16 protein-coding genes are annotated in these 12,007 nt (G+C 69.2%); 9 read left to right on the plus strand and 7 right to left on the minus strand.

Annotated elements, in window-relative coordinates; translation table 11 throughout:
* Both ACFE7U_RS12600 and ACFE7U_RS12605 read left to right on the plus strand, forming a co-directional pair.
* A partial coding sequence (locus ACFE7U_RS12600; protein WP_375410073.1) for an aminotransferase class III-fold pyridoxal phosphate-dependent enzyme occupies window positions 1-897 on the plus strand: 897 nt, incomplete at its 5' end.
* Window positions 898-996: 99 nt separating this feature from the next.
* Complete coding sequence (locus ACFE7U_RS12605; protein WP_375410087.1) at window positions 997-1,389, plus strand: response regulator; 393 nt, start codon at window positions 997-999, stop codon at window positions 1,387-1,389.
* Here the strand turns inward: ACFE7U_RS12605 and ACFE7U_RS12610 are convergent.
* The gene (locus ACFE7U_RS12610) at window positions 1,367-2,113 is read right to left on the minus strand and encodes an HAD family hydrolase (protein ID WP_375410088.1); all 747 of its coding nucleotides are present in this window, start codon (window positions 2,111-2,113) and stop codon (window positions 1,367-1,369) included. The genes ACFE7U_RS12605 and ACFE7U_RS12610 overlap by 23 nt on opposite strands.
* A gap of 164 nt (window positions 2,114-2,277) precedes the next feature.
* Here ACFE7U_RS12610 and ACFE7U_RS12615 point away from each other — a divergent pair, with 164 nt between their 5' ends.
* The 4 genes from ACFE7U_RS12615 (at window position 2,278) to ACFE7U_RS12630 (ending at window position 4,544) form a co-directional block, all read left to right on the plus strand.
* Window positions 2,278-2,598: a PetM family of cytochrome b6f complex subunit 7 gene (locus tag ACFE7U_RS12615; protein WP_375410074.1), complete on the plus strand. Its 321-nt coding sequence runs from the start codon at window positions 2,278-2,280 to the stop codon at window positions 2,596-2,598.
* 82 nt (window positions 2,599-2,680) lie between these two features.
* On the plus strand, window positions 2,681-3,340 hold the full coding sequence (msrA, locus tag ACFE7U_RS12620) for a peptide-methionine (S)-S-oxide reductase MsrA (protein ID WP_375410075.1): 660 nt from the start codon (window positions 2,681-2,683) through the stop codon (window positions 3,338-3,340).
* Between the two features lie 155 nt (window positions 3,341-3,495).
* Complete coding sequence (locus ACFE7U_RS12625) at window positions 3,496-3,996, plus strand: TIGR00645 family protein (protein WP_375410089.1); 501 nt, start codon at window positions 3,496-3,498, stop codon at window positions 3,994-3,996.
* A 101-nt stretch (window positions 3,997-4,097) separates the two neighbouring features.
* On the plus strand, window positions 4,098-4,544 hold the full coding sequence (locus ACFE7U_RS12630) for a PilZ domain-containing protein (protein WP_375410076.1): 447 nt from the start codon (window positions 4,098-4,100) through the stop codon (window positions 4,542-4,544).
* A 39-nt stretch (window positions 4,545-4,583) separates the two neighbouring features.
* Here the strand turns inward: ACFE7U_RS12630 and mepA are convergent, their stop codons facing one another.
* From mepA to ACFE7U_RS12650, 4 genes are all read right to left on the minus strand, one after another.
* Window positions 4,584-5,513, minus strand: a complete 930-nt coding sequence (gene mepA / locus ACFE7U_RS12635) for a penicillin-insensitive murein endopeptidase (RefSeq protein WP_375410077.1) — start codon at window positions 5,511-5,513, stop codon at window positions 4,584-4,586.
* Between the two features lie 66 nt (window positions 5,514-5,579).
* A complete protein-coding gene (locus tag ACFE7U_RS12640) occupies window positions 5,580-6,104 on the minus strand; it encodes a hypothetical protein (RefSeq protein ID WP_375410078.1) in 525 nt (174 codons plus the stop codon).
* Window positions 6,105-6,111: 7 nt separating this feature from the next.
* Window positions 6,112-6,321 carry a molybdopterin-binding protein gene (locus tag ACFE7U_RS12645; protein ID WP_375410079.1) on the minus strand — a complete coding sequence of 70 codons (210 nt, stop codon included), beginning with the start codon at window positions 6,319-6,321 and terminating at the stop codon, window positions 6,112-6,114.
* A 104-nt stretch (window positions 6,322-6,425) separates the two neighbouring features.
* A complete protein-coding gene (locus ACFE7U_RS12650) occupies window positions 6,426-6,746 on the minus strand; it encodes a DUF2293 domain-containing protein (RefSeq protein ID WP_375410080.1) in 321 nt (106 codons plus the stop codon).
* A gap of 251 nt (window positions 6,747-6,997) precedes the next feature.
* Between ACFE7U_RS12650 and ACFE7U_RS12655 the strand changes: the two genes are divergently transcribed.
* The 3 genes from ACFE7U_RS12655 to ACFE7U_RS12665 all read left to right on the plus strand — a co-directional run bounded on the left by ACFE7U_RS12655 (window position 6,998) and on the right by ACFE7U_RS12665 (window position 9,044).
* Window positions 6,998-7,261 (plus strand): hypothetical protein, encoded by a 264-nt coding sequence (locus ACFE7U_RS12655; RefSeq protein ID WP_375410081.1) that lies wholly within the window; start codon window positions 6,998-7,000, stop codon window positions 7,259-7,261.
* A 43-nt stretch (window positions 7,262-7,304) separates the two neighbouring features.
* Complete coding sequence (locus ACFE7U_RS12660) at window positions 7,305-8,243, plus strand: ABC transporter ATP-binding protein (RefSeq protein ID WP_375410082.1); 939 nt, start codon at window positions 7,305-7,307, stop codon at window positions 8,241-8,243.
* A gap of 450 nt (window positions 8,244-8,693) precedes the next feature.
* On the plus strand, window positions 8,694-9,044 hold the full coding sequence (locus tag ACFE7U_RS12665; protein WP_375410083.1) for a hypothetical protein: 351 nt from the start codon (window positions 8,694-8,696) through the stop codon (window positions 9,042-9,044).
* A gap of 133 nt (window positions 9,045-9,177) precedes the next feature.
* Here ACFE7U_RS12665 and ACFE7U_RS12670 read toward each other — a convergent pair whose 3' ends face one another.
* On the minus strand, window positions 9,178-10,665 hold the full coding sequence (locus tag ACFE7U_RS12670) for a M48 family metalloprotease (RefSeq protein ID WP_375410084.1): 1,488 nt from the start codon (window positions 10,663-10,665) through the stop codon (window positions 9,178-9,180).
* A gap of 7 nt (window positions 10,666-10,672) precedes the next feature.
* Window positions 10,673-11,515 (minus strand): DNA-binding protein, encoded by an 843-nt coding sequence (locus ACFE7U_RS12675; protein WP_375410085.1) that lies wholly within the window; start codon window positions 11,513-11,515, stop codon window positions 10,673-10,675.
* Window positions 11,516-12,007: the final 492 nt, after the last annotated feature.

A 12,007-nucleotide genomic window follows, 5' to 3' on the forward strand; every position in this document is an offset into this window, starting at 1 on the left:
CAGCTATGGCGCAATCGCGGGGTCGCCGGGCGGACCCGGTTCCTCGCCTTCCGCGGCGGCTATCACGGCGACACCATGGGGGCGATGTCGGTCTGCGACCCCGACGAGGGCATGCACCGCGCGCTCAGTGCCTTCCTGCCGAACCAGATCTTCTGTGACTTGCCGCGCACGGGCGCCGAGGCCGCCGCCCTCGACGCCGCCCTCGCGGAGCATCGCGAAAGCCTGGCGGCCGTCATCGTCGAACCCCTGGTCCAGGGGGCGGGAGGCATGCGGATGCATCCCCCCGAGGTGCTGGCGACCGTGGCCATGCTCGCCCGCCGGCACGGGCTGCCGCTCATCGCCGATGAGATCTTCACGGGGTTCGGCCGCACCGGCACCCTGTTCGCCTGCGAGCAGGCCGGCATCGTGCCCGACATCCTGTGCCTGTCGAAGGCCCTCACCGGGGGCACCATGGCGCTCGCCGCCACCATCGCGACGGCCGAGGTGTTCGACGCCTTCCTATCCGACGACCCCGGCGCGGCCCTGATGCACGGCCCGACCTTCATGGCCAATCCCCTCGCATGCGCCGCCGCCAATGCCAGCATCGACCTGTTCGCCGCCGAGCCGCGCCTCGATCAGGCCCTGGCCATTGCGGCGGGGCTATCCGAGGGCCTGAGCCCCCTGCGCGATCTCGAGGGCATCGCCGACGTGCGGGTGCTCGGCGCGATCGGCGCGGTGCAATTCGCACGGATTCCCGATCTCGCCGGCCTCAAGCGCCGGCTCCTCGCTCACGATGTCTGGGTCCGGCCGTTCGGAGACATCGTCTACCTGACGCCCGCCCTGACGATCGACGGGAGCGACCTCGACCACCTCCTCGCCAGCGTCGCCGCGGTGGTGCGGGAAACCGCCGGAGCTTGACGGCTGCAACCCGGATCGTCCTATCTCGTTGGGTCTGTGGATATGTCGCGCGGTGCGTCCCCGCACGCGACCGCGCTCAAACCCTGCGAGAGGACGGACATCGTGGTGGAACAGACGACGAGCCCGGCCGACGAGCGCCCGGTGATCCTGCTGGTGGAAGACGAGGCCCTGACGATCATGGACCTGGCCGACGTCCTTGAGGATGGCGGCTACGAGACGGTGCAATGCGCCTCGGCCGAACGGGCGATGGGCATCCTGCAGGCCCGCCCCGACATCTGCGGCCTCATCACCGACGTGGAATTGTCGGGGAAAGTCAACGGCTTCGACCTCGCCAACGCGGTCTCCGAGGCGCGGCCGCAACTGCCGATCGTCATCGTGTCGGGCCGGGCCGCGCCCGACCCGGCGCGGATGCCGGACGGCGCCCGCTTCATCTCCCGCCCCTGCACCGGCGAGGACATCCTCGACCAGATCAAGCGGCTGATGCCCTGCTGAGCCCTTGGAGCGTCCCGACGATCATCGCCAGATCGCGGTGATCGCTGAAGACAGGCGCGGCGCCGGCTGCAACGAGGTCGGCGCCGCCGCGATCGTGGTGCCAGTGGCCGCCGCCGGTGAAGCCGGCGACCCGCATTCCCGCGGCCCGTGCGGCGACCACCCCCGGCACGCTGTCCTCGATCACCAGGCAGGCGCCGGGTTTCACCTCCATCATCGACGCGGCGTGCAGGAACAGGTCCGGCGCCGGCTTCCCGTTCGCCACCATGGTGGAGGAGAAGATCCTGCCCTCGAACAGCGGCAGGAGACCGGTCAGACCGAGCGAATGGCGAAGGCGGGTCGGATCGCTGCTCGACGCCACGCAGGTGCGATGCAAGAGGCCTTGGACCGCCGCTGCGATTCCAGGCATCGCCTTCAGCTCCATGTCGAAGGCCCTCAGGGTGTCGGCCTTCACGGCCTCGACGAAGCCCTCCGGCGCGATTATGCCGGTATCCCGCTCGATGGCGGCCATGATGGAGGTCATCGCCGTTCCGGCGAATCGAACCCGCACCGTCTCGACGTCGATATCGACGCCGATGCGATTGAGGCCAGCGGTGAGCCGGGCGAGACTGATCGGCTCGCTGTCGATGAGCACGCCGTCGCAGTCGAAGATGACGAGGCCGAGATGCGGATCGTCCGCCGGTGCTGCCGCGCCGTTCGGGGCGGTTCTTGGTCCACTGTCCTGCATGCCGCCCCTGTGGCATGGCTTGCGCGCTGCTCGCAACCGGGCGGATCGTCCGTTCAATGCACCAGTCCGGGCGCCCGGAGGCGACTCGCAGCCCACATGCCGGCCGCCGCGCAAGATCCGCGGCGGCTGCTTTCACCGTCGAACAGGCAAGGTCCGCAACCGCGATGTTCCGCTTCTTCCTCCGTGCCCTCGGCATCATCATCATGGCGGCCGGCTTCGTCTGCCTCGTCTATGACGGCGCCCGCTCGGTCGCCAACAATCGCCTGCGCCTCACGGCGCTCGGCGACCTGCCGCTCACCAGCCTCGCCCAACCCCTCGCCTCGCTGAAGACGGCCGTCGAGAGCGTCGCGCCGTGGCTGTGGCAGGCGATCCTGTTGCCGCTCGGCGTCGCGCCCGCTGCCCTGATCGGCCTCGTCCTCGGCATGGTCCTGGTATGGCTCGGTCAGCCGCGGCGGCAGCCGGCCCTGTATCCCGGCCCGGTCTGAACGCCGCCCCTCCCTACGAAACCGAACGTCGGCGCCCCATATCGGTGTGACACCCGACAAGGTTCCGACGAGGAGACCCGCGATGCTCCAGATGTTCCGCAAGCGGCCGGTGATGCCGAGTGCTGCCGATGCGCTGCCAGGGCGGCCCGATCCGCTCCCGACCGCCGAGACGCATTTCGTCAACGGCAATCCCCTGAAAGGACCTTATCCGGACGGGTCCGAGCGGATCGTGCTGGGGCTGGGCTGCTTCTGGGGGACCGAGCGCAAGTTCTGGCAGCTCCCCGAGGGCGTCTTCGTCACGGCGGTGGGCTATGCCGGCGGCCATACGCCGAACCCGACCTACGAGGAGGTCTGCTCCGGTCTGACCGGACACAACGAGGTCGTCCTCGTGGTGTTCGATCCGGGCGTCCTTCCTCTCGCCTCGGTGCTCAAGACGTTCTTCGAGAATCACGACCCGACCCAGGGAATGCGCCAGGGCAACGACGTCGGCACGCAGTACCGCTCCGGCATCTACACGCTGGACGAGGCTCAAGCCGCCACGGCGCAGGCCATGCGCGAGGCTTATGGCGAGGCGCTCGCCGTCCGCGGGTTCCCGGCGATCTCCACCGAGATCAAGCCGCTCGACGCCTTCTATTTCGCCGAAGGCTACCATCAGCAATATCTCGCCAAGAACCCGTCCGGCTATTGCGGCGTCGGTGGGACCGGCGTGACCTGCCCCATCGGCACCGGCGTCGCCGCCTGACGCGTCCCGGCCTCGATACCGAGGCCTCCGTTCTGCCGCGGATCTCGGCCCGGAGCCGGGTCGTCGTCCCGGGTCGCCGGTCCAAGCTTAACCTTGCTGCGGTTGGTGGCACATGCCACATGCGCGGCAGGTCGGGCAGCGGACGGGTCGGAACGATGGAGCGGATGTTCGAGCGGGCTTTGTTCGCGAGTCGATGGCTGCTGGCTCCCTTCTACGGGGCGCTGGCCATCGGCATCATGGTCCTGCTCTACAAGCTGATCCAGGAGCTGATCCACTTCGTCCTGCATGCCCCCGAGGTCAACGAGGCCCAGATCATCCTCGGTGTGCTGACACTGGTCGACCTCTCATTCACGGCCTCGCTTCTCATCATCGTGATGTTCTCCGGCTACGAGAACTTCGTCTCGAAGATCGACCATTCGGACCACAAGGACTGGCCCGAATGGATGGGAACCATCGACTTCACCGGCCTGAAACTGAAACTCCTGTCGTCGATCGTGGCGATCTCGGCGATTCAGCTGCTGAAGTCTTTCATGGATCTCAAGAACACGTCCGACCGCGAACTGGCGTGGCTCGTTGGTATCCATATGGTCTTCGTGGTCTCCGGCATCCTGATGGCGCTCACGGACCGCATCGCCGCCGGGCATCACGACAAATAGTCGCTGCATTCGCATCCCGCCGGGGCCGCGAGTGCATACGCGATTCTTAAGGACTTCCTTGCAACATGCCGGGAAGTTGCGAGGATCGCCTAGAGGTTTGCGTGGCATCGGATCAGCACACCGTCGTCGAGGACAGCGACAGCCGAGCGCTTCTCGAGCGCGACGTCCAGGCCCGTTCGCCGTCGAGCGGCGACTTCGTGGAGCGGCGCGAACCCCGTAGCGAAACGAACTGGATCGCGCTGATCCGGCTGCTCGATGGGACGGAGCTGTCCTGCAACATCAAGGACATCTCGAAATCGGGCGCCCGAATCGGAGTTCCGCAGTCCTACGATCTGCCCGACACCTTCATGCTCAAGGTCATCGGCCGCAATTTCGTGTGTCTCGTCAAACTGGCATGGCGTCGAGGCAACTATGCCGGCGTGCGCATCGAGCGTGTCGGCAAGCTGCCGGATCCGGTCAAGGCCCAGCAGACGACGGAGAGGACACCGGAGGAGGCCGCCGCCTACAAGGCGATCGGCAGCCGGCGCAGCCGCGTCTCATCGTTCTGAATCGCCCTCGGCTTGCGGGCCGGACCGCATCCGGTCGCGTCAGCGCGCCTTCAGCACCGTTCGGCAGGCCGCCGGGAGGGACGCCATCGTCATCGGCGGCTTCGGCTTCGTCGGCTTGGTGGATTTGCGCGGGTTCAGTACCGCGTCGCTGAACCAGTAGGCGAGCTCGTCGCCGCAGCCGTCGCCTCCGGGTGGCGAGGCCTGGTCCTCGCACTCGCCGGCGCCCGACGGGCAGGCGAGGCGGATGTGATAGTGATAATTGTGCCCGTACATCGGGCGCACCTTGGAAAGCCAGCCGCGGTCGCCGCCGGCTTCGCGGCAGAGCGCCTTCTTGATCGCGGGATTGACGAACAGGCGGGCCACCTCGGGCTGCTGCGCGGTGAGCCGGATCAGCTTCAGGTGCTCGGGCGTCCAGACGTCGGGGTCGATGTCGAGGCGATCGGCCCGGACCACGTTGGTGGCCGACATCTCCTCGCGCTCGCTCCGGCTCAGGCGGCGATCGGGCATCGGCGTCAGCCACACATCCGCGTCGAGGCCGAGCTGATGCGAGGCATGGCCGGTCAGCATCGGGCCGCCGCGCGGCTGTGACATGTCCCCCACGAGCAGGCCGGGCCACCCGGCACGGGGAACCTTCGCGGCGAGCCGCTCCATGAAATTCACGAGACGGGGCGTGCCCCACATCCGGTTGCGCGACAGCCGCATCACCTGCCAGTTCGGCCCATCCACCGCCAGGGCTTCGCCTCCGGAAAAACAACCTCTGGCATAGGACCCGTAGGCCGCGTCCGGCCCGGCGGCCGGCCCGGTCGCACGCCCGAACAGGGCTTTTGCCGGGGTCGAGGGATCATCCGGATTGGCGAGAGGCGGGAGCGGCTTGGCGTCGAGCGTCCCCCTGTCCTGGGCCTGAGCGGCGGTGGCGAATGCGAGGAACGCGAGGGTCGCGGTGCGGATCGTACGGCGGGTCATCGGCATGGCGCCACGCTAGTCCATCTGGGCAGGGCGCGTCGAGTTCAGGATGCCCTACCCGACGCCGTTCGCTCACTCCGCCGGCGCCACCGCGATCGTGATCGCGTCGACCTCGGCACCACTGACCGCGATGAGCACGGGCTGCGTGCCGAACTGGAAACGCAGGCTCTTGACGACCCCCGGGCATCCCCGCCGCCGCGTCGTCGCCACCGGTGGCCTCGTGGTCGTGCCGTCCTGGCTCACGTCGATCCAGGCATTCTCCGAGAGCGTGATCTGGTACAGGCCCGGCACCACCGGCGCGGGCACATGGAGGACGCCGCCCCGCGTCTCGGGTTTCGGCTCACGCGAGGGCGTCAGCGGCAACCGGGCCTGGGCCTCCGTCGACAGCTCGAGCGTGGCGCCCGGCATCTCGGCGGGCAGCGTCGCACCGGAGGCAAGGCGCGGCAGGCCGGGGGCGGAGAACCAGGCCTGCTCGCGCAGGATCGGCCAGTCGAAGCTCGCGCAGGCATCGGGCTCGGGCGCTGCCGGGCCTTGTGCCCTGGCTCCGGCCATGGCGATGAGGAGGATGCAGAGTGGGGCGACCGTGAGGCGGCGCATCGGATCGCTAGTCCACCGCGACCATGACGTCGGAGGCCTTGACCACCGCATAGGCGGATTTGCCGACCTCCAGCTTCAGACTTGCCACCGCCTCGTTGGTGACCGCCGCGGTGACGACCTGGCCGGGGGCGATCTCGATCTTGACATGGGCGGTGGTGGCCCCGGTCTCGACGGAGACGACGATCCCCTTGATGACGTTGCGTGCGCTGATCTGCATGGACCTGGTGTCCCTCGAAGTGCGGCGGAACCGTTCTGGCCCCAAGGCTCCATTCCATACACCCCAACCCCTCGGCGCGACGACCCCATCGTCGACACGGTCGGCTAGAGGAAAGCCGTATCGTCGCCGGCTTCCTCATCGGTCACCCGGTTCGCCGATCCCCAGAGCGCCAGGGCCGCGTTGATGTCGTCGCGCACGAAGTGGCGGGCACTGTCGCGGTCGTAGCCCTCGGCCAGCAGATCGTCGTACTCGGTGCAGACATGCCGCGCATAGGCAACGAGCGCCAACCAGGCCGCGGTCTCGACCCGCGCCGAGCGCAGGCCAGGACTCGTCAGCGCCCGGTCGATGACCGCGCCGGTCTCGAAGGGCGGCAATCGCGGCGCGATCCGCGCCAGGGCCGCGCCGAGCGCGTCGCTTCGCGTCATGTCGATCCCTTTTCGCGGGACGCCCCCGCACCCATCTCAAGCTTCGGTCAGCCTGCCGCGCTCATTCGGATCGGGCAGTCATAATGTTTCCACGCCGCCGGGCTAGCGATTCGGGTCGGGGGCAGTCATAGCACCGCGGCCGGGTCGTACGCAGAGCGCTGACATTCTCTGCCACGCGGCGATAGCGGTCCAAGCCCTTCCGGGCCGTCTCCGCTGCGCCGTCTCGTCCCTGCCTTGTTTGAGGAACCCTCATGCGCCTCGCCGCCGCTTCCCTTGTCCTGACGCTCCTCGGCACTGGCGCCGTCTTCGCCCAGACGGCGCCCCGCAGCACCACCGCCACGGGCACCACCAAGCCGCCGGGTGCCTCCGAGCGGACCGTGACGGCCGGCGCGCCCTTCACGAAGGCCAATACCGAGGAGCAGATGATCAAGGCCCAGCGCGCCTCGGCCGCCCGCGACAAGGCGTGGGACACCAAGATGCGCACCACCATGGGGTCGATCTGCAAGGGCTGCTGAGACAAGGGCTGCTGAGACCCGCCGCCCGCGCTGCGCCCCGGCGATGATCCGCCTGGAGGCGGTCTCGAAGCACTATCCCGGCATCGCCCGTGCGGCTGTCGCCGGCATCGATCTGATTGTGCCCGAGGGAACGACCTGCGCGCTCATCGGCTCCTCCGGCTGCGGCAAGTCGACGACCCTGCGCATGGTCAACCGCCTCGTCGAGCCCGATGCCGGGCGCGTCCGGGTCGACGGCCGCGACGTGTCGGAGGTCGATCCGGTGACGCTGCGTCGGTCCATCGGCTACGTCCTCCAGGGCATCGGACTGTTCCCGCATCGGACGGTGGCGCAGAATATCGGCACCGTCCCGGCGCTGCTCGGCTGGCCGCGTGCGCGGATCGCGGCGCGCGTCGACGCGATGCTCGCGCTGGTGGGCCTCGATCCCGGTCGATACCGCGACCGCCGTCCCGATGCCCTCTCGGGCGGCCAGCGTCAGCGGGTGGGCGTCGCCCGGGCGCTCGCCGCCGATCCGCCGGTGCTGCTGATGGACGAGCCGTTCGGCGCCGTCGACCCGGTCGCACGCGGACGCCTCCAGGTCGAGATAGGGGCCATCCTGCGGACCCTGCGCAAGACCGTGATCCTCGTCACCCATGACCTCGACGAGGCCATGCGGCTCGCCGATCAGGTCGTGCTGATGCGTGAGGGCCGGATCGTCCAGGCCGATGCACCGCTCCGCCTTCTCGCCTCGCCGGCCGATCCCGACGTCGCCGGCTTCCTCGGCGAGGACCGCGTCCTGCGCCGGCTCGCTCTCCTCACGGTGGGCGCGTGCGCGTCACCCGGGCAAGCCTTCGACGCGCCGCCGATCGCGGCGGATGCCTCGCTCAAGGACGCGCTGGCACTCCTGCTGGCGACCGGAGCGGAGCATCTCGCCGTCGCGGGTTCAGCGCCGCCGAAGCGGCTGAGCCTCGACGCGATCAGGGCCGCTGCGGCGGCAGGAACTTGATGGTAAGAACCTGATGACGAGAGCCGGATCGGCCTGACTTCGGTCATCGGCGGAGGAAGCGACCGGAGCCGCCGGTAACGGCAGCGCTTCCTGCCTCGTTTCACGTGGAATATGAAATTTCCATCCGTTGACGGAAGCACATCGACACCGCATCTTTACTGCGTGTCGAGCGGGCCTGAACACGCTTTACCCTCGTCCGGCACCGCGGTGATTTGAATTGAGTCGCTTGCGCCGCGTCATCAAACGCTAACGCTCCGCGAGGCGCCGACGCCTCGTGGTCCTTCTTGGAAAGGATGACTTGCCGTGACCGTTTCCCTCATCTTTCAGAGACTGTCCTGCGATCGGGCATGGCCCTTCGGCTGCTGTCGACGCTGATCGGAAGCGTCCCGCCGTGAACCCCGATTTGTCGACCGCGCCGGCCATGGTCCGGCCAGATGAGCAACCGTCGCCATGCCACAGTTTCATTCAGAGATCCCATCCCGGCTCCCCGCCCTGCCCAACGGGGCACCCCACCTTCACGACCCCTTCGTCGACCACCTCGCGGCCCGGTCCCGCAATCGCCTGCATCGGGAGCCTGCGCCGACGCGGGTGATCGAAGTCGGCGAGGTCACTGCCGGAATCGCCGTGCCCGATCATGGCGGCGTGCGCTTCTTCTCGTCACGCCGTGATTTCGATCCTCTCGACGGCACCATCTTCCCCAGCGTCGAGCAGGCGGCAAAGGCGATCCGAGCGCATTTCAAGGCGCGGACGCGGCCGCGCGGAGGGGGAACCCGCCGGTTCGCGGACATCGGTCCGGCCTAGGCGCCGTTCCGGACCGCGACCATCGGAACGGCCCGCGCCCCCGTGCACGGGCCGTTCCGGCTTGGAGCATCATGCAACAACAGAGCGATGGGGCATGCTGATGGCCCTGGGAAACAGCAGCCGGCCCTAGAGCCTACTCGACGACGATCTTATAGCCCTGGCCGGAGCGCAGGCCGGCGCCCTTCTCAAGGCCGTTGAGCACGAGGAAACGATCGAGGGCGCGGTCCTGCACCGCCATCCGCCGGGAGAGGCTGTCGGGCGTATCGGCAGCCCCGGCCACGACCACTTGGATGTGCAACGGCCGCAGCGACTGCGTCTCGGCCGCGCTGACGGTGGACAGGCTCTCGATCCAGCGCCTGAAGGCGGCCTCCGGGTCGGTGGCGCCCTTGGCCGCCATGATCATGCGGAAGGTACTCTCGCCGACCCGGATGGCCGCCAGCCGGAAGGTCCAGTCCTTGCCCCGCGACAGCGCCACCACCGCCGGATGGCCGGCCACGATCCGGTTCTCGAGAGCCTCGATCCCGTCGTTCCAGGTGGCTTTCAGCACATCTTCCAGGCTCTGCCCGACCTTGGTCTCGACCTGGTCGAACAGCATGCGCCGGCTGCCCTCGTTGGTGGTGCCGAGCACGGCGCTGCGGGTGTTGTCCACCGAGAAGCCTTCCGGCACCTCGAAGGCGATGCCGAGGCCCGGATGCAGGAAGCGCCGGCCGCGCACGATGCCGTCGTCGGGGTTGTCGCCGTAGGTGATGCCGTCCACGGCCGCGAGGTAGCGGCTGCGCTCGTCGACGCCGAGGCCGGGGGCGCCGATGAGCCGGGCCGACCGCGTGACGAGGATGATGCGCTCGGCCGTGCCCGGATGGGTCGCCAGCATGTCGGGTTCGCCCGCGACTCCGGTGCCGGTCTTCATCGCCGTGGTCCGGCTCAGCGCGGTGAGGAAGCGCCCGGCGGCGAAGGGGTCGTAGCCCGCCCGCGCCAGCGTGCGCACGCCGATGCGATCCGCCTCGAGTTCCTGGTCGCGGGAGAACCGGGCGAGGGCGAAGCGCGACTGGCTCCTGATCTGGGCGCCGGTCTCGGGATCGTTGAGCACGTCGGCCACGACCTTGCTGACGAGCTGCGAGCGCAGGGCGAGCTCGCTGCGGGCGCTGGCATGGCGAAGCGTCACGTGCGCGATCTCGTGGGCGAGCACCGCCGCGATCTCTGAAGTGTCGGTGGCGAGCGCCAGCAGGCCGCGTGTGACGTAGAGGCGACCGGTCGGCAGGGCGAAGGCGTTGATCACCGCCGAATCGAGGAGGGTGACGGCGTAGGTCTCGTCGGGCCGTTCGGTGGCACGCACGAGGCGGTCGGTGACCTCGCTCACGAGGCGCAGGGCATTGGGCGCTCGGTATTCGCCGCCGAAGGAGGCGACGAGCTGGGCGTGGTCGACATCCGTGGCGCCACGCTCGCGCCCGGTGACCCTCGGTGCCTCGGCCGGGATCGCGGCCGGCGCGATGACCGTGCCGGTCTGGTCGCCTGCGCAGGCCGACAGCCACAGGAGGGCGAGCGCCGGGACGAGCCCCGCGCTCTGGCGTCGCCGGGATCCGATCGCGCGCGATCGAATCACATCTGTGGCCCTGCCCTGCATGCCGTCGTCAGCGCCGCGGCGCCCGCTCCTCGTCCAGAACCTCGATCATGTCCGCGCTCGCGATGTCGAGGATCGGACCCCGGCCGACCTCGACGACGCCGCGCACCCGGACGAGACGCCCCTTGAGCGTGGCCGCACTCAAACCACGTTCCTGCAATCTGCGCCAAGTGCGTTTCGACACGGTCACCGTGAGCCCGTCACGCCCGCGAGCGACAAAGTCGAGATAGGTGCGTCCGGGCCGCTCCCCGACACCGACGAGGCGCCCCTCGGCGACGATGAAACGGCCCGCCGCCTCACGCAACGCGGCGCCATCGCGGACATCCGGTGCCCCAGCGCGCCAGATGCCGCGTCCCACGCCGCGGGCTGCCCGCTCGAGGGCCAGGAGTGCCGGCCGGCACAGCGTATCGCCCTCGCCGGCATCGGTCGCGGCGAGTCCGGCCGCGATCAGGCCGCCGGCGAGGTTCGTCGCCTCGTCATCCGGCGCCGCATCGATGCGGATGTGGCCCCAGCGGTCCGGGTCGCCGCGACCTGTCACCGTCAGCCTTCGGCCGCGATGCATGAGGAGCCAGTCCGCCGCGGCCCACGACGCTGCGGCGTCCTCGGGCCAGTGCACGCCCGACAGGACGGCCCTGGCGCCCGATCCGAGCACGAGTTCGCCCCGCGGTCCCAGTGTCGTGATCTCCTCCGTCCGCGTCGGCGCGGGCCGGCATTCGGGCGCCTGGCGCGGCGCCGCATCGACGGGTCCCGCTCCCGTCAGGACGAGGAGCGACGCGCCGACCGCGAACGCCGAACCCGCCCGTGGTCCCAGACCGATGCCGAAGCCGCCCTGCACAGTCCCCTCCGGCGCCATGATTCGGATGACCTGCCGCGATCCTGTCCTGCCGGAGCCGGATCGGCCAGGGTCGCGCCCCGGCATGGCGTCTTTCCCCGGCCCCTGCGGCAGGATCGTCACAACCGCCGCGGCCTCGGTTGGCCGGTCGGTCGGTTGATGGTATGGAGCCGTCGGTGAGTCTCCGTAGCTCAGCTGGACAGAGCACAGGTTTCCTAAGAATCCATTGGGCGTCGCGAGGGGAAACCGCGCGGCGGATCCGCTCAAATTCGGGGAACGCCCAACGGCCCGCATCGGGCCGCGGCCGATCCCGAGCCAAGCCGGAAGTCTGCCATCGGCGGCCTCCGGAAGGTGTAGAGACTAGACGGGCGGCACCTAAAGGCCCCGGCTCCGGGACCCATGGTGAAGGGATAGTCCAGACCACGAACGCTGCTTTTTGCAAGCAGCGGCGGCGGAAGCCGAAGTGGGATGAAACCTGGGGTCGCAGGTTCGAGACCTGCCGGGGACGCCACC

Source organism: uncultured Methylobacterium sp., from assembly GCF_964251405.1.
Taxonomy (GTDB): domain Bacteria; phylum Pseudomonadota; class Alphaproteobacteria; order Rhizobiales; family Beijerinckiaceae; genus Methylobacterium.